At 71.7% G+C, this 16,419-nt stretch carries 15 protein-coding genes; 7 read left to right on the top strand and 8 right to left on the bottom strand.

Going from position 1 to position 16,419, the window contains the following annotated elements; translation table 11 throughout:
- Window positions 1-102: 102 nt before the first annotated feature.
- On the top strand, window positions 103-597 hold the full coding sequence (irrA, locus tag MNOD_RS01870) for an iron response transcriptional regulator IrrA (RefSeq protein ID WP_015927134.1): 495 nt from the start codon (window positions 103-105) through the stop codon (window positions 595-597).
- A 91-nt stretch (window positions 598-688) separates the two neighbouring features.
- Here irrA and MNOD_RS01865 read toward each other — a convergent pair whose 3' ends face one another.
- Both MNOD_RS01865 and MNOD_RS01860 read right to left on the bottom strand, forming a co-directional pair.
- Window positions 689-1,114 (bottom strand): DUF2267 domain-containing protein, encoded by a 426-nt coding sequence (locus tag MNOD_RS01865; RefSeq protein ID WP_015927133.1) that lies wholly within the window; start codon window positions 1,112-1,114, stop codon window positions 689-691.
- 17 nt (window positions 1,115-1,131) lie between these two features.
- Window positions 1,132-1,695 (bottom strand): SH3 domain-containing protein, encoded by a 564-nt coding sequence (locus MNOD_RS01860; RefSeq protein ID WP_015927132.1) that lies wholly within the window; start codon window positions 1,693-1,695, stop codon window positions 1,132-1,134.
- 289 nt (window positions 1,696-1,984) lie between these two features.
- Here MNOD_RS01860 and MNOD_RS01855 point away from each other — a divergent pair, with 289 nt between their 5' ends.
- Window positions 1,985-2,989 carry a 2-hydroxyacid dehydrogenase gene (locus tag MNOD_RS01855; protein ID WP_015927131.1) on the top strand — a complete coding sequence of 335 codons (1,005 nt, stop codon included), beginning with the start codon at window positions 1,985-1,987 and terminating at the stop codon, window positions 2,987-2,989.
- A gap of 168 nt (window positions 2,990-3,157) precedes the next feature.
- On the opposite strand, the gene MNOD_RS01850 is transcribed toward MNOD_RS01855, so the two are convergent.
- From MNOD_RS01850 to MNOD_RS01840, 3 genes are read right to left on the bottom strand one after another with little or no spacing between them, the layout of a single operon-like run.
- Window positions 3,158-4,531: a flavin monoamine oxidase family protein gene (locus tag MNOD_RS01850; RefSeq protein ID WP_015927130.1), complete on the bottom strand. Its 1,374-nt coding sequence runs from the start codon at window positions 4,529-4,531 to the stop codon at window positions 3,158-3,160.
- The gene (locus tag MNOD_RS01845; RefSeq protein ID WP_015927129.1) at window positions 4,528-5,061 is read right to left on the bottom strand and encodes a DUF1499 domain-containing protein; all 534 of its coding nucleotides are present in this window, start codon (window positions 5,059-5,061) and stop codon (window positions 4,528-4,530) included. Before MNOD_RS01845 ends, MNOD_RS01850 begins: the two co-directional genes overlap by 4 nt.
- Complete coding sequence (locus tag MNOD_RS01840; RefSeq protein ID WP_015927128.1) at window positions 5,058-6,872, bottom strand: hypothetical protein; 1,815 nt, start codon at window positions 6,870-6,872, stop codon at window positions 5,058-5,060. The genes MNOD_RS01845 and MNOD_RS01840 overlap by 4 nt, the downstream gene beginning before the upstream one ends.
- A 148-nt stretch (window positions 6,873-7,020) precedes the next feature.
- Between MNOD_RS01840 and MNOD_RS01835 the strand changes: the two genes are divergently transcribed.
- Window positions 7,021-8,523 (top strand): NAD(P)/FAD-dependent oxidoreductase, encoded by a 1,503-nt coding sequence (locus MNOD_RS01835; RefSeq protein WP_015927127.1) that lies wholly within the window; start codon window positions 7,021-7,023, stop codon window positions 8,521-8,523.
- A 491-nt stretch (window positions 8,524-9,014) separates the two neighbouring features.
- Here MNOD_RS01835 and MNOD_RS01825 read toward each other — a convergent pair whose 3' ends face one another.
- Window positions 9,015-10,061, bottom strand: a complete 1,047-nt coding sequence (locus tag MNOD_RS01825; RefSeq protein ID WP_015927379.1) for an IS110-like element ISMno22 family transposase — start codon at window positions 10,059-10,061, stop codon at window positions 9,015-9,017.
- A 380-nt stretch (window positions 10,062-10,441) separates the two neighbouring features.
- Here MNOD_RS01825 and MNOD_RS01820 point away from each other — a divergent pair, with 380 nt between their 5' ends.
- The 3 genes from MNOD_RS01820 to MNOD_RS01810 all read left to right on the top strand — a co-directional run bounded on the left by MNOD_RS01820 (window position 10,442) and on the right by MNOD_RS01810 (window position 13,712).
- On the top strand, window positions 10,442-11,743 hold the full coding sequence (locus MNOD_RS01820; protein ID WP_043750150.1) for a DUF2157 domain-containing protein: 1,302 nt from the start codon (window positions 10,442-10,444) through the stop codon (window positions 11,741-11,743).
- Window positions 11,740-12,375 carry a GDYXXLXY domain-containing protein gene (locus tag MNOD_RS01815; RefSeq protein WP_015927124.1) on the top strand — a complete coding sequence of 212 codons (636 nt, stop codon included), beginning with the start codon at window positions 11,740-11,742 and terminating at the stop codon, window positions 12,373-12,375. Before MNOD_RS01820 ends, MNOD_RS01815 begins: the two co-directional genes overlap by 4 nt.
- A gap of 191 nt (window positions 12,376-12,566) precedes the next feature.
- Window positions 12,567-13,712, top strand: coding sequence for a complex I NDUFA9 subunit family protein (locus MNOD_RS01810; protein ID WP_015927123.1), 1,146 nt, complete (start codon window positions 12,567-12,569; stop codon window positions 13,710-13,712).
- Between the two features lie 15 nt (window positions 13,713-13,727).
- On the opposite strand, the gene MNOD_RS01805 is transcribed toward MNOD_RS01810, so the two are convergent.
- The gene (locus MNOD_RS01805; RefSeq protein WP_015927122.1) at window positions 13,728-14,444 is read right to left on the bottom strand and encodes a sulfate transporter family protein; all 717 of its coding nucleotides are present in this window, start codon (window positions 14,442-14,444) and stop codon (window positions 13,728-13,730) included.
- A 123-nt stretch (window positions 14,445-14,567) separates the two neighbouring features.
- On the opposite strand from MNOD_RS01805, the gene MNOD_RS01800 reads away from it, so the two are divergent.
- The gene (locus MNOD_RS01800; RefSeq protein WP_015927121.1) at window positions 14,568-14,957 is read left to right on the top strand and encodes a DUF3775 domain-containing protein; all 390 of its coding nucleotides are present in this window, start codon (window positions 14,568-14,570) and stop codon (window positions 14,955-14,957) included.
- A gap of 297 nt (window positions 14,958-15,254) precedes the next feature.
- On the opposite strand, the gene MNOD_RS01795 is transcribed toward MNOD_RS01800, so the two are convergent.
- Entirely contained in the window at window positions 15,255-16,388 is a 1,134-nt protein-coding gene (locus tag MNOD_RS01795) for a carboxylate-amine ligase (protein ID WP_015927120.1), read from the bottom strand.
- Between the last annotated feature and the right edge of the window lie 31 nt (window positions 16,389-16,419).

Raw genomic sequence — 16,419 nt, 5'->3', positions numbered from 1 at the left:
TGATCTACGCTGCATCGCCCCGTTCGGGTTGCAGCGCTGCGGCGCAATCCCTATAACCGGAAGGGATCAAGCTTTCGCTCCTCACGCTGATAAGTCTGGCCGATGAACGACCTGTCGCCTCTGCATGCCGTGCTCAGCGCACGCACCCCGGCCATCCACGCCGATGGTGCGGCGGGGCAGCGCCGCGGCTGCCCGCTGTCGGAGCTGCGTGACCGGCTGCGCCGCGCCGGGCTGCGCCCGACCCGCCAGCGCCTCTCCCTCGGCTGGCTGCTGTTCGGCAAGGGAGACCGGCACCTGACCGCCGAAATGCTCTACGACGAGGCGATGCGGGCCAAGGTCCCGGTGTCGCTGGCGACCGTCTACAACACGCTCCACCAGTTCACCGAGGCCGGGCTCCTGCGCCAGCTCGCCCTCGACGGCTCCAAGGCCTATTTCGACACCAACCCGAGCGAGCACCACCATTTCTTCCTGGAGGAGGAGGGGCAGGTGCTCGACATGCCCGATTGCGGCATCACGGTCGACGCGCTGCCGCAGCCGCCCGAGGGCATGGAGATCGCGGGCGTCGAGGTGATCGTGCGGCTCCGCCGGCGGACCTGACGCCCGAACTCCGGATCTGAAGAGAGCCGCCGTCGCGAGACGGCGGCTTTTTTGCGGGCGGGGTGCCTGTGCTCCTGCGCCGCGAGCGCCCTCACATGGCGTCGCGCCAGTAGTCCCGGGCCGGCTCGGGCAGGGTGGCGAGCACCCGGTCGTAGGCTTCCTGGTCGACATGGTCGCGGAGCACCCGCGCCACGACCGCGATGGCATCGGCCGGGGAGACGTTATGGTTTCCCCGCACGCTCAGCATCTCGGCCGTGAGGGTCTCGCGATCCGCGAAGTCCCGGACCGGCTCCGCCGGATCCCAGTCGGAAACGAAGATGGCCCGCAGCACGGGCGGCAGCACGGTGGCGAACCGGAGCCCGTCGCGCACGCTCACGTGCCGGCGGAAGACGAGGAGCACGCTGTAGATTGTCGCGTAGGTCCGATGGGTCGTCGCGTGGCCGAGCGCATCGCGGGCGGCCAGCAGGAAGCGCTCGAAGTCGCGGGACGCCTGCACGTATTCCTGCGGGACCGTCATCGCTCTCGCCTCCGCGCCTACTCCACCTTCTCGTTCGGGTAGACGCCCCACAGGCGATCCTGGCGCAGGTAGCCGTCCACGTCGCCCCGCTTCTGCGGCAGGGCGACGATGAGGCGGCACCACGTTCCGCTGCAGGACTTGATGCTGCCGATCACCCCCGCCTGGAGCTGGGCCACGACGCCGCCGCGGCCCTCCGGCTCCGCGTAGAGCGGGACCGGCGCCGCCTTGTCCCCCTGCGCCAGCACCACGGCCGTGCGCCGGCCGGAGAGCAGGGAGTGCAGCACCCAGCCCTCGGTGCCCTCCGAGTCGCGGATGCGCCGCCAGGTCTCGAATTCCGACACGATCTCGACCGGCAGCCCCGCCCGCTGGAACACCCAGAGGGTCCGGTGATCCTTGGAGGGGCCCTCGCGCAGGTTCACGCGGTCGGTCTTGAGGCTGACGTAGCGGGGCATCGGCAGCCCGCTCACCGGCCCGAGACCGGTCTCCGGCAGCTTCGGGGCGGCGGATGCGGGCAGGCTGGCCAGAGCCGCCCAGGCAGCCATGAGCGCGATCAGGAGGGCACCGGCGCGCGCAAGGGGCATCGGATCTCGTCTCCATCATCAAGATTCGGGACGCATCGCTTTCTCGAGGCGAGGCGGTAGCCACTGCCGCGATTGATGCGTAGAGAAACCGGCGGTTGTCGCTCGGCCCCGTGCCCGGCTCGGCTTCTCGCCTTCGTGTGTGGCCGAAAGAGGGTTAACGGAGTGTAGCGCGGACGGTCCGAGGTGGGGCTTCCCGCCGGGGCGCGCCATCGCCTATCGTGAGGCTTGAGCAGGCTGGGACAAGGGCTGCCGGGCGTGCATCGGCGCGGGTCGGGGAGGGGAAGAGTAGATGTCGTCGTTGAAGCGCAAGCCGCTCGTGGTGGTGACCCGGCGCCTGCCGGACGTGGTGGAGACGCGCATGCGCGAGCTCTTCGACACGCGCCTCAACCACGACGACAAGCCCCTCTCGCCCGCCGCCCTCGTGCAGGCCGTGCAGGAGGCGGACGTGCTCGTCCCCACCCTGACGGACGAGATCGACGCCTCCCTGCTGGCCCAGGCCGGCCCGCAGCTCCGGCTGATCGCCAATTTCGGCAACGGCGTCGATCACATCGACGTCGACAGCGCCCTCCAGCGCGGCATCACGGTCACGAACACGCCGGGCGTGCTGACCGAGGACACGGCCGACATGACGATGGCGCTGATCCTCGCGGTGGCCCGCCGGATCACCGAGGGCGCGCGAATCATCCCGGAGGAGTCCTGGACCACCGGCTGGTCGCCGACCTGGATGCTGGGGCGGCGGATCACCGGCAAGCGCCTCGGCATCGTCGGCATGGGCCGCATCGGCCAAGCGCTGGCGCGCCGCGCCAGGGCCTTCGGACTCTCGATTCACTATCACAACCGTCGCCGCGTCTCGGCCCGCACCGAGGCCGAGCTCGAAGCGACCTACTGGGAATCCCTCGACCAGATGCTCGCGCGGGTCGACATCGTGTCGGTGAACTGCCCGCATACGCCCGCGACCTACCATCTGCTCTCGGCGCGCCGCCTCAAGCTCCTCAAGCCCGAGGCGGTGGTGGTGAACACCGCCCGCGGCGAGGTGATCGACGAGACCGCGCTCGCGCGCCTCATCGAGGTCGGGGACATCGCGGGGGCGGGTCTCGACGTGTTCGAGCAGGAGCCGGCGGTGAGCCCGCGCCTGGTGAAGCTCGCCAAGGCCGGCAAGGTGGTGCTGCTGCCGCATATGGGCTCGGCCACGCACGAGAGCCGCATCGACATGGGCGAGAAGGTCATCATCAACATCAAGACCTTCATGGACGGGCACCGGCCGCCGGACCGGGTGCTGCCGAGCATGCTCTGATACATCTTCCGGTTGATCTGTTCGGAGACGAGTTCGCGCGGGGATCCCCTCTCCCGCACGGGAGAGGGGCAGGGGTGAGGGCCCAGGTGGTTCGGCAAGAAGACTGAACCGGGCCGCTGCCAGCACCGCCGTCTTGGTTTTATTCTAAAGGGTCCGGGACCCTCACCCCTACCCCTCTCCCGCACGGGAGAGGGGATCCCGCGGTTCCCGCGCCCTCTTCGCCTCTCCGGCCCGGCTCCCGGCCAGGGCCGCGGCGATCGCCTCGGCGGCCCGCTCGCCCTCCTCGTAGGCGCCGCCCGCCGTGCCCCATTGCCGACGCGACAGGGCCTCGCCGGCAAACCAGATCCGCTCGCCCACCGGCTCCTTGAGGGCGTCGCGCGCGGGGGCGTGGCCCGGCGGCACCACGGCCCAGGACCCGCGCGACCAGGGATCGAGGCGCCACTCGCTGACGGCCGGGATGGCGAGGTCGCCGAGGCGGCCGGAGCCGACATGATCGGTCAGGACGGCGCGGGTGAGGCGTCGCGCGCCGTCCGGCCCCGCCCCGGCCGCATCGAGCGCCGCAGTCATCGGCCGGTCGAGCTCGAAATAGTGGAAGGCCGTGCCGTCGACGCGGGTGAGGAGGCCCGGGGGCTGGCGCCGCCCGCCCGTGAGGCCCGCGAGCCGATCGCGCCCGCGGAAGGGCGCCGAGGGCCAATGCAGCACCACGTGCTCGTAGATGCCGGGCAGGAAACCGTCGATCGCCGCTCGGATGCCCGGTGGCAGGGGAGGGGAGAAGCGGAAGGCGGCCTCGTCCTGCAGCACCATCATGGGCGCCGTGACGAGGACGGCGCGCGCCCGGATCCGGCCCCGGCCGCCAACATCCACCGCGACCCCGGCTCCCGACCAGTCGATGACCCGGACGGGCGCGCCAAGCGTGATCGGAAGCGCCCGGGCCAGGCGCGCCAGATAGGCGCCGTAGCCACCCGCGATGAAGAAATTGTCCCCGTACTCCATGCTGGGGAAGTCGTGCAGGCTCACCTCCGCGAGCGGCCGGCCCGAGACGAGCCCGTGCACCAGGGCAACGCGCCGTCCCCACGGCCCGAGACCCGGCGGCAGGGCGAAGGCGGCGGGGCGATCGGGGCCGTCCCGTCCGGCGCCGCCCGTCATGGCCCGGTCGGCCAGCGCGAAGGCCCTCCCGTAGGCCGCCGCCTCGTCGGGCCGCCCCTTGCGCCGCCCCACCATCAGGTGGCTCTCCTGGGCGGCGCGCCGCAGCGGCTCGCCCCGCGCGACGCCGAACGCCACCAGGGGATTGATCGGCCCGGCATGGAGCCAATGGGCGCCGAGATCGACCGCGTGCCCGCGCAGGGTCGTGGTGAAGGTTCGCCCGCCGACGCGGTCGCGGGCCTCCAGCACGGCGACCGAAAGGCCGCGCGCGCGCAGCCGCCGCGCCGCCGCAATGCCCGCGGCGCCCGCCCCCACCACCACCACGTCGGGCTCGCGCGGCAGCGGGGCCAGCGGCGGGACGGTGTGCGGGCGAAACCGCGCGTGATCCGGTGCTCTCATCGTGCCGCATCCTTCACGCCGTCCAGCCAGCGGGCAAGGCGGGCGCGGTTGTCGCTGAACAGGCCGGCGCCGATCTGGCTGCGGGAATAGAGCGCGAGGGTGGAGGCGCCCTCGCCGCGCCCGACGATCTCGACCGTCACCGTATCGGGAAATCGCATGATTCGGGATCGCGCCACGTAGCGGTCCTGCTCCCCCCAGCGGTCCGAGAAGACCAGGACGGTGTCCGGCTCGCCCTGGGCGACGCGGCGCACGATCTCGCGCAGGCGCGCGCCCGCGATGGGTAAGGTCGGCGGCACGATATCCGCGTGTGCGCCGGGGCAGATGTCCGGGGGACAGGCGAGGCCGTCGGCGCCGGAGCGGCGCAGGTGTTCGAAATCGACCGGCCCGAGATCGGGCGCGCCGAACAGCAGCATCCAGGCCTCCTCGATGCCGCCGGGCTCCGCCCCCCTCGCCACGACGAGCCCGCCCAGCGCCAGGAGGGTGAGGCCGAGCGCGGCCAGAAGGATGGCGATCGGCGCCCGCTGCCTCACGGCTGCGGGCGGACGCGCCAGATCTTGAGGGGGGAGTCAGGCATCGGGATCGGCTCCAGCCAGGACGGCGCAACCTTGCGGCGGGCAAGGTCGCCGATGAGCGGCGCGCCGCCATCCGCACCCTCGGATGGCGGGCAGACCGCGATGTAGGCGACCTGCCGCTCCGCTGCCACCCGGCGCAGCGCCGCCGCGTCGCGAAATCCCTCGAGCGCCGCCGCGAGCCCGACGGTGTTGCGATGGTACGGGGCTGCCACGACGCCGTGCGGCGTGTGGAGCAGGAGGAACGGGCCGAGATCGATCGGCGCCAGCACGGTTCCGGGCGGCTGCGCGGCCAAGGCCGCCATGGCGGAGCGGCCGGTGCAGTGCGACCAGGTGGACTCGCCATTCCCCGCTTGGGGCTTGGTGGGGCTCGGGAGGCTCGGCACGGCGGCGCCCGCGAGCCAGAGCTTGCCGATCAGCCCCAATCCTGCGGCCAGGGTCGCGGCCCGCGCGGCGTGACCCGCTCCCGGCGTCCGCAGCATCGCCAGCCCCCGATCCAGCACCGCGCCGGCGGCGAGCGCGACGAAGCCTGAGGCAACGTAGAGGCCGCGGAACTGCAGGGTGCCGAGACCCACGCCGAGCCAGAGCGCCGCCGCCAGGATCCCTTGAGGCCGGCGCTGCGCGGCCGGTCCGCGCAGGGCGAGGACGGTCGCGGCCAGCGCCCCGACGAGGAGCGGCATGAAGGCGGACAGGATCTCGCCCGGGAACTCGGGCAGGTTCCGCCACAGCGGCAGCATCTCGCGGACTTTGAGGAGCCAGCCCTGGCGGATTGTCTCGGGCATGCCCGCGAAGGGGCCGTCGAGACAGGCCGGGGCGATCGCGGCGAATCCGCCCGCGATCGCAAGGCCGCCGAGGGCGGCCAGGGCGAGCCGGGTCTCCGGGCGGAGAAGGCGCCGGCGCAGCCCCGCGGCCGCAAGCGCCGTGGCGCCGGCGCTGCCGGCGACCCAGAGCCAGGGCGGCGACAGCGCATCGCAGGCCGGCGCGCCCCAATGGGCCGGCGTCGTCCCGAGCCCGAACAGGGCGGCGCTGCCGGCCGCCAGCGCGGCCGCGAAGCCCAGGAACGCCCCGAGAGCGCGCTCCCCGGACAGGATCCAGGCCCCGGTGACGAGCAATCCCGCCGCGGCGATGAACGGCAGCGTCTCCAGACCGACCGCCAGGGAGAGCGCGGCGAGCGCACCCGCGGCGGCGCCCTCGCGCCAGCCCGGAGCCGGGCGCATCAGGCAGAGGGCGAGGCCGAGCACGGCGCAGACCTGCACGTTGTGGTGGTCGATGCGGCCCGGCGCGAACAGGGAGGTCAGCAGCGGGGTCTGGGTGGCGGCGAACAGGGCGAGGAGGGCAGCCCGCTCGCCGGACAGCCGGCGCGCGCCGACGAACAGCATGGCGGAGTAGAGGCCGAACAGGAGGGGCGGCCAGAGCGCGGCCGCGACGGCATCCGCCTGTGCCCCGGCGAATGGCCGCAGGATGAGGATCAGCGCGGCGATGGGCAGATCGACGAGGCGGGACCAGTGCATCGAGGACCCGCCGGGGGGCAGCAGGCGGTGCTGGCCGACATCGAACCACGATTGCCCGGCGAGGAGATCGCGCACCTGCACGAGGCGCATGGCGTCGTCGGTGTCGGGCAGGACGAGGTCGCGCAGCACCGGCAGCATGTGCGACAGCCCGAAGGCCCCGGCGAGCCCCAAAGCCACCAGGCCCCATAGCACCGGCCGGCTCTCGAACAGGGAGCGCGGGGCAGGACTTGGCCCCGCGGCGAGGAGGGCAGTGCTCGGCATCGTGGCGTCCCCGGGACAGCTCGTCCCGGAATCGCATGCCGGCCTTACCCCACGGTTACGGCGCCGGACGACGGTGCCGGGGTGAAGGGTTGTTTACCCTTCTCTCAGTAATGTCGCCCGCATGGAGCGCGCACCGGAGCCCGACCTGATGAGCCTGCACACCGAGACGCTGATCATCGGCGCCGGACCGGCTGGTTTGACTGCCGCCTATCTCTTGGCAAAGGCCGGGCGTCAGGTCACCGTGTTGGAACGTGATCCGCTGCGCGTCGGCGGTATCAGCCGCACGGTCGAATACAACGGCTATCTCTTCGACATCGGCGGTCACCGTTTCTTCTCGAAATCGAAGGAAGTGGTGGACCTCTGGAACGAGATCCTGCCGGACGACTTCATCGAGCGGCCGCGCCTGTCCCGGATCTACTACAAGGGCCGGTACTACGCCTATCCGCTCAAGGCGTTCGAGGCTCTGCGCAACCTCGGCCTGTGGCAGAGCGCGGCCTGCATCGCCTCCTACCTCTACGCCCGCGCCCGGCCTGTGCGGGAGCCGAGGAGCTTCCACGACTGGGTGCGCAACCAGTTCGGCGAGCGCCTGTTCTCGATCTTCTTCAAGACCTACACCGAGAAGGTGTGGGGCCTATCCTGCGATGCGATCTCGGCCGATTGGGCGGCCCAGCGCATCAAGGGCCTCGATCTCGGTGCCGCGATCCGCGATGCGCTGACCCGCTCGCTCGGTCTGCGCGGTAGGCCGAAGGCCGGCGAGCCGGTGATCAAGACCCTCATCGAATCCTTCCGCTATCCGCGGCGGGGCCCCGGCATGATGTGGGAGGCCGCCGCGGCGGCGGTGCGCGACGGCGGCGGCCGGGTGCTCCTCGGCCTAGGGGTCGAGAGCCTGTCCTTCGACCCTGGCTGCGGCCTCTGGACCATCGGCGCCCGCCGGCAGGACGGCTCCCGGGAGACCTTCACGGCCCGCCATGTCGTCTCCTCGGCGGCGATCCAGGATCTGGTGGCGGCCCTCCGGCCCGCCCCGCTCAGCACCTTCCACGCCCGCGCCCTCGGCTACCGGGATTTCATCACCGTGGCGCTCATCGCCCGCGGCGCCGAGGATTTCCTCGACAACTGGATCTACATCCACGATCCGAGCGTGAAGGTGGGGCGGGTGCAGAACTTCCGCTCCTGGTCGCCCGAGATGGTGCCGGACCCGACCTATACCTGCCTCGGGCTGGAATATTTCTGCTTCGAGGGCGACGGGCTGTGGAATGCGGCGGATTCCGAGCTCGTCGACCTCGCCAAGCGCGAGATCGCGCAGATCGGGCTGATCCGGCCGGAGGATGTGGTCGATGCCTGCGTGGTGCGCCAGCCCAAGGCCTATCCGGTCTATGACGAGGCCTACCGGGACAACGTGGCGGCGATCCGCCGCGACCTGGAGACCACCTACCCGACGCTCCACCTCGTCGGCCGCAACGGCATGCACAAGTACAACAACCAGGACCACGCCATGATGACCGCGATGCTCACCGTGCGGAACATCCTGGCGGGCCAGCGCCTCTACGACGTCTGGAGCGTGAACGAGGACGCCGAATACGCCGAGGCGGGCCTGTCGGGGGCGCGCGAGGCGCTCCGGAGCGAGCGGCTGGTGCCGCGCAAGGTGGCGTAGCTCCCAGGTCCGTCCAGGAGAAGCGGGCGTCTCTTCTCCGGCCGGGCTGCCTCTGACGGATGAAACCAGCCGCATGGACGCCCCCTCCGATGGCAGCCGCCAAGGCCCTCATGCTGAGGTGCTGGCGATCACAGATCGCCAGCACCTCAGCATGAGGGCCTTGGCGGCTGCCACGCAGGTCAGGTTCTATTTCGGCTGAGAGTCTTCTCTTCTCTGATTGGGGTCGTTTAGGTCAAGCTGCTCGTTGTGGTTTCTCCGGCTTGTGTCGCCCCGTGGGTCACACGCTTCTCTTCGCGGTCGGCGCTTGGCCGCCGCATGATGGGGTCAGGAGGGCGAGGCGTCTCAATCTGTTTCACGACCTTGCGGGTTTGCACCCGCAGGTTCTGGACTCTCAACGAGATCGCCAGGCCCATCGTCCCCACGGGAACGATCCGGTTCACCCTTTCGGGTTCATGCGTGGTGTTTTGCCCTCCTGTTTCGCGGTGACGGCGTCATCCTGCGAGCGTGGCACCCTCTGCGGGCTCCTTACCCCAGCGGAACGCGGTGCCGTCGCTCCACATGCGATGGAGGATGACGGCGAGCTTGCGGGCGACCGCGACGCGGGCGCGGGCCATGCCGCGACGCCTGGCGATCTTCATCCCCCAGGCGCGCAGGCTCGACCATTTCTGGCTCCGCACCAGCAGCGTATGCGCCGCCTCGTAGAGCGCGGTGCGCGCGAGTTCGTCGCCGCAACGGCTGATCTTGCCCTGGATGTCGGTCTCGCCGGACTGGTAGCGCGCCGGCGTCAGACCGAGATGGGCGCCGACGTCGCGCGAGCGCCTGAACCGGTCGGGCCGGTCGATCGTCGCCCGGAAGGCAAGCGCGGTGATGGGGCCGACGCCCGGCACGCTCATCAGCCGCTGGCAGACCGCCTCTTTCTTGACGAGATCCATGACCTGCTTCGTCAAGCCGGCGAGTGCGGTCAGCATGCTGGCCAGCACCTCCAGGAGCGGTTCGACGAGCTGCGTCATCAGGGGCACGCCCTCGGCCAGTTCGCGTACGCGGCCGGCGAAGGCTGCACGGCCAGGCGTGCCGAGCTTGAGCCCGGCTTCGCGCAGGATCCCCCGCACCACGTTCTCGATCGAACGCATCTCGTTGAGCACCGTGCGGCGCGCCACCAGCAGCGAACGCCACAGCCGGCACTGACGGCTCTTGACATGGACCTGCCGGAACCAGCCCGTCCGCATGATCTGCGCCAGGGCGCGTGCGTCGTTGCGGTCGGTCTTGTTGGGCATCGTCTTCATCGCGGCATTGGCCTGGCGCGTCTCGATGCAGATCGCCGGCAAGCCCGCCTCGCGCAGGCCGTCGTGCAGCCAGGCCGTCAGCGAGCACGCTTCCAGGCCGATGCGCTCCAGGGGCAGGCCGATCTGGTTCAGCGCCTGCACCAGCGCGCCAGGCTCACTCGCCGCCCGCGCCTCCCGCACGATCCGACCCGTATCGTCGACAACGCAGATCGCGGTCTCTTCCAGCGAAACGTCCAGTCCGGCATAATACTTCACGGCTGCTCCTTCCCGATGCTTGTGGCCGCTCAACACGGACCACGTTCCAACATCCCGAACGGAGCAGCCACCCTCGGCTAAGACCCCAATCACCCCATCTGTCGGGTGCTGCTAAGTGCAGGCGGCCCCGATGCGCCGCCGCTACGGAAGGAACGGCCCCGGCACGCCGAACACGTCGGTCGTGCGGTGGACGATCCCGTCCCGCCGCGCGTGGTCCAGGGCTCCGCGCGAGGTGATCGGGTCCCAGCTCTTTCGCATGTGGTGACATTGCGGCATCTGGTGCAGAACGATCCCATTGAGGAAGCCGGCGATCGTCGGCCTGCGCGGCGCCGGGTGGCCCCCTCCGGCCTGCCTCGGAGCGAGGGACTTCAGTGACCGACATGCCGTTCAGCTATCGCGAGCGCGTCCTGCGGGACATCCGGTCCTGGGCGGCCCGGGGGCTGATCGACCTCGCCCAGCAGCGCCGCCTGGAGGAGGAGGTGCGGCGCGGCTCGGATCTCGGGGGCCTTCAGGTGGCGCTCGGCATCGCTGCCGCGCTCCTCGTCGGCACAGCCGCGCTCGCCTTCGTGGCCTCGAACTGGGCGGCGATGCCGCCCTTCGCACGGCTCCTGCTGCTGATCGCGGCCGACGCGCTGGTGGTCGGGCTCGCCGGCTTGGCGGCTTTCCGCCAGCGGGCCAGCGGCGATCCGACCCTGCGCCACATCGCCGATGCCCTCGCGGCGCTCTCGGTCGCGGTCTCGGCGGCCGCGCTCGCGCTGATGGGCCAGACCTTCCACCTGCCCGCGGACCTCTCCGGCTTCGCGCTCACGGTGGCGGTGGTCGGCACGGTGACTGCCCTCGTCGCCCGCTCGGGCGGCGCGGCGGGGATCGCCGCCGCGGCCCTGGTGGTCACGGCCTGGCCCGATCTCGACGAATTCGGACCGGCCCGCGCCGTCTCCTGGCCCGGCTGGGCCTGCCTGGGGCTTCTCGCCGCCGGGCAGCTCTCCGGCTGGATCCCCGCCCGGAGCGCGGGCTTCCTCGTCCTGCTGATCCCGGTCGCGACCGAGATCGCGGTGGTGGGCGACGGCGAGCCGAGGGTCGATGCCGGCCGGCTCGTGCTCCTCGCCTTCGGGGTGATCGCGCTGGCGCAGGTCCTCCGGCTCGTGCCGGCCCTGCCCGACCGGGTCGCGAGCCGCCTTAGCCGCCTCGCAGGCGCCGCAGCCGGGCTGCTGCTCATCGGGCTGCTGATCCGCGCCGCCGGCGTGACGGGATGGCCCTCCGCGACCGCCACCCCCTCGGCACCCCGCCTGCTCCTCATGGCGGTGTGGATCGGGCTCGTCCTGCTGCCGCCGCGGTTGCGTGGCGAGCCCCTGCCGGTCGGCCTCCTGATCCTCGCGGCGGCGGCGCTCGTCCCGTTGTGCCTCGGCGGCCCGGCGCCGCCCATCCTCGGCGAGGCCGGCTGGGCGGTCTGGACCGTGCTGCTGCCGATCCTCGCGGTCGCGGTGGCGGCCCGGCTCGATCATCGGCGGACCCTCTATGCCGGCAGCCTCGCGGCCTGCCTGGTCATCGCCCTCGCGCTGATGATGCTCGCCGACAACCTGATCGGCGTGTCGCTCCATCTCCTCGTCGCGGGCGCTCTCGCGGCGCTCGCCGTGGCGGCGATCCGCCGTCTCCCGCGCCATGCTGCCCCGAGCTGGCCATGACCCGCCTCGCCCTCCCTCGTGCCGGCGGCGCCCTGGCCGCCGTGGCCTTCGCCCTCCTGTTCGTCGTGCAGGCGGCCCCCGCGGTGAAAGTCGCGCTCGACCAGTCGAGGCGGCTCGAAGCCGGCCGCGCCGTGCTCCTCGCGGCTGCCACCCGAGACCCCCGGGATCTGTTTCGCGGCGAGTACAGCGTGCTGAGCTACGAGGCGGGTCAGCCCGCGGGCCTTTCGGCCTCCGAGGATCTCGCCCGGGCCTGCGGGCCGGAGCCGGGATGCCGTCTGCCCGGCGGCATGACGGTCTATGTCACGCTCACTGAGGGGGCGGACGGCCTGCACCATGCCGCGGCGATCGCCGCCACCAAGCCCACCGGGACCAACCCGTTCCTGCGCGGCACCGTCCGGTTCGGGAGCCTGACCCGCGACGGTGGGCGCTCGCCCTGCGCCGGCCTCTGCTTCTCCGGCGCTGTCGATTACGGCCTGGAGCGCTGGTACGGGCCGCAGGGTGTGCCGGCCGATCTCGACCGGCTCGACCGCGGCCGGATCCGCATCCGGGCCCGGGTGGATGGCGAGGGGACGGCTATCCTCGACGCACTCCTCGTCGACGGCCGCGAGGTCGCTCGCACGCCGCGGCTCTAAGCAGGCTTGCATTGGCGTGCCAACGCAAGCCTGCTAAGGGTTTTGGTCTGCCGCAGGTTTTTGCCGGAAAACCGCGAGGCACTTGTCCGAAACCTGCTTAGACCGGGCCGGCCGCAAGGCCCCGCGGGAGCTTCACAGCTCCGGCGCCTTTGACTAAGGAGCCGGAACGCGTTCCGCACAGGATTCCGATCATGCCCGACCCCGTCGGCCCGACCCGGCCCGCTTCGCAGCTCGTGACCGTGTTCGGCGGCTCCGGCTTCCTGGGACGCCACGTGGTGCGGGCGCTCGCCAAGCGCGGCTACCGCATCCGGGTCGCGGTGCGCCGGCCCGACCTCGCGCAGTTCCTCCAGCCCCTCGGGCGCGTCGGCCAGATCGTCGCCGTGCAGGCGAACCTGCGCGACGCTGCCTCGGTCACCCGCGCGGTCGAGCATGCGGATGTCGTCATCAACCTCGTGGGCATCCTGCAGGAGAGCGGGAACCAGAGCTTCCAACGCCTCCAGGCGGACGGGGCGGGGCTGGTCGCGCGCGCGGCGACGGCCATCGGGGCCCGGATGATCCATGTCTCGGCGATCGGCGCCGATCCCGAGTCGCCCTCCGCCTATGCGCGCACGAAGGCGGCCGGCGAGGCGAAGGTCCTGGCCGCCTGCCCGGAGGCGGTGATCTTCCGCCCGTCGATCATCTTCGGCCCGGGCGACAGCTTCTTCAACCGCTTCGCCGGACTGGCGCGCCTGATGCCGGTGCTGCCGCTCGCCGGGGCCGGGACCCGCATGCAGCCCGTCTTCGTCGGCGACGTCGCGGAGGCGATCGCTCGCACGGTCGACGGCAAGGCGAAGCCGGGCACGATCTACGAACTCGGCGGCCCCGAGATCCTGACCCTGCAGCAGCTCGTCGAGTACACGCTGCAGGTCACGAAGCGCCGGCGCATCGTCCTGCCTCTGCCCGGTCCGGCGGCACGCCTCCAGGCACGGGCGCTCGAGATCGCCGACACGCTCACCCTCGGGCTCCTGCCCGACAGCCTCAAGCTCACCCGCGACCAGGTGATCCTCCTGGAGCGCGACAACGTCGTCTCCGAGGCGGCGAAGGCGGAGGGGCGCAGCTTCGAGGCGCTCGGGCTTGTGCCGACGGCCGTCGAGGCCGTGGTGCCCGGCTATCTCTGGCGCTTCCGCAAGGCGGGCCAGTTCTCCACCGGGCGCGGCAGCCCCGGCATGGCCGCCGTGCCCGACGTCATCGCACCGAACCCGATGGACGAGCACTCGGCCCACCATCCGGACGAGGCGGGCGGCCCGGCGGTCGGCCAGAAGGGTGCGGGCACCGATCAGGCGCCCGGCATGCATTAGGGGCTGTCAGGCGCTTCAGCGGATCGGTGGCCGCGCCTGCGGGGCCGCGAGCAGCCGCTCGCGGCTCAGACCCTTGTGGACATGCACCATGAGGGCGATGCCGAAGAGCGGCGTGAGCAGGTTCAGCACCGGCACCACCATCAGGCCGGCGAGCAGCGCGCCCGCGGCCATCACGGTTGCGGAATAGTGGCGGCGCATGGCCTGCGCCTCCGGCAGCGGCCGGAAGCGCGCGGCAGCCATCTCGAAATACTCCCGGCCGAGCAGGTAGGTGTTGGCGCCGAAGAAGGCGATCAGGTTCACGCCCGGCACGAAGAAGAGCGCCAGCGCCACGAGGTTCACGACGAGCGCGAGCCCGGCGAAGCGCAGCGAGTAGAGGAGCGCTTGGCCGAGCGCCATGGCCCGCCCCGGCACCTCATCCGGAAAGTCGGTGCGCTCGACCACCTCCGCGGCATCATCGAGGAAGTAGCCCGCCACCAGGATCGAGACCGGCGGCAGGATGTAGGCCAGCGCCACGAACAGCCCGGCGCCCGCCAGGAAGAACGCGAAGCTGTTGACGATCGGGTATTGCGCCGAGATCGGGTGGCCGATCAGGAGGGTGTCGATCAGCCGGGTGAGGGCGAACCAGACCAGCACCAGAAGCCCGACGGTCAGGCCGAGCGACTTCCACAGGATGCGCCGCAGGGGCGGGGAGAGCACCTGCCGCAGGGCCGCGAAGGCGGCGGAGATGAGCATCGTGACCTCGCGTGATGGGACAAGCCGCTTCGGGACCGGGAACCCGGGTGGACCCGACCTGCGCCTCGCGGGTTGAAGGGGCAGCCGCCGATGGGAAGCGGTGCTGCGAGGCAGGAGATACGCATGGACATCGCCGTCGAGAAGGTCTGTGAATTCATCCTGCGGGTGCGGGCGCTCGACGTGAAGGAAGGCCCCACCGACCCGGATTCGGGCTCGAACCCGACCGACGACGGCTCCCGCGACGTCCTGAACGAGGATCCGGACGACGCGACCGAGGACGAGCTGCGCGAGGTGATCGCCGGGCTCAATGACGACGAGCGGGCGGAGCTCGTCGCGCTCCTCTATGTCGGTCGCGGCGACATGGAGCCCGGAGAGTTCGCGGATGCCGTGCGCCTCGCCCGCGAGCGCGAGGCAGCGGGCACGAGCACGGCCGATTACCTCCTCGGCATCCCGAATGTCGGCGATCTCCTCGCGGAGGGGCTGGAGGCGATGGGATTGCGGTGCGAGGTGTGAGACCGTCTCCGAACTGATCATCCGGAGACGATCTCATCGAGCCCGCGCGACGCCGTCCGCCCGACGCGTTCGGAGACGATCGAGGATCGGCTCGCCGGCCTTCCTGTCGCCCGCTCCCCCCTTGCACTGAGTCGGCTCCTCAAACATGCAAGGGGGTGGAGAATCCGGGAAAGGACGGAGCAGAGCTCCGCGCCCACCCGAGTGAAACCGACATCCGCCTGGCGAAGCCGCCGATCGGATCTCGGAAGAGCCTTCGGACCGGGTCCGGCGAACGCGATCGTCGACAGCGGCATCCGCTCAGTGCCGGGTCGGGGCTGCGCCGACCGTCTCGGCGGAGAGCCAGTCGACCACGGTGCAGAGCGCCTCGCGCTGCGTCAGGCCGCGCCCCTGCGCCTCCGTGAACAGGGCGAGCTGCCGGTCGGCGCTGGTGCCGCGGGCGACGATCCAGCGGGCGAGGTCGAGTTCGGCCGTGCAGCCGAGGGCGGCGGCGTCCTCGGCCAGGAGCGCCAGGGTGCGGGCGAGCACCTCCTTCACGGGCATGGCCGCCTCCTCCTCGGCCATGAAGCTGCCATGGATGCCGTAGCGCTGCGCCCGCCAGCAATTCTCGGCGGTGATCGCATGGGTGGCGCCCGTGAGGTCCCGGTTGAGGGCCGGATCGCGCGCGAGCCGCCTCACGAGGCAGCGGGTGAGCGCCGCGATGGCGAGCGTGTCGTCGAGGCGCGTGCAGCTATCCGCGATCCGCAGGTCGAGGGCGTTCCCCTGCGGGGCCGGCCGGATCACCCACCAGACATGCCCGAGGTCGTCGATCGCGCCCGCCCGCATCAGCGCGTCGAGATAGCGGGCGTGATCGGCCTCATCCGCGAAATAGGGTGGCAGGCCGCTGCGGGGCAGCTCGCGCGAGGCCGCGAGCCGGTAGCCGAGCAGGCCCGTGCGCTGCGCCTGCCAGAAGGGCGAGGAGGTGGACAGGGCAAGGAGGAGCGGGAGGAAGGGCTGGATCCGGTTCATCACGTCGATGCGCGACACGCCGTCGGGCAGTCCGACGCGGATCGAGAGCCCGCACACCACCGTGCGGCTCCCCACCATCTGCAGGTCGCGCTGCACGCGGTCGCGCGCGCCCGTATCCCGCGGGCGCACCCTGCTCCAGAGCGCGATCGGATGGGTCCCCGCCGCCATCACGGCGAGGCCCTGCGTGGCGGCGAGCGCCCCGATTCCGCCCCGCAGCTCCGCGAGCACCCGGCGCGCCTGCGCGAGATCGGCGAGCGGCGGCGTCGTCCAGATCAGGCGGGGCTCGATCAGGTCGTGGCGGGCCGCCGGGAAGTCGCGGCGGCAGACCGCGAGGAAGTCCCGCACGCGGGCGCGGGCGGCGTCGCGCTTCTGGGCGTCGTTGAGAAAGACATCCTCTTCGATGCAGAATGCGAAATCCGCATGCATGCGCGTCTCTCCGGGATGCCGGGCCGCGCGG

Source organism: Methylobacterium nodulans ORS 2060, from assembly GCF_000022085.1.
Classification (GTDB): Bacteria; Pseudomonadota; Alphaproteobacteria; order Rhizobiales; family Beijerinckiaceae; genus Methylobacterium; species Methylobacterium nodulans.
This window is presented reverse-complemented; position numbering and strand designations above follow the sequence as displayed.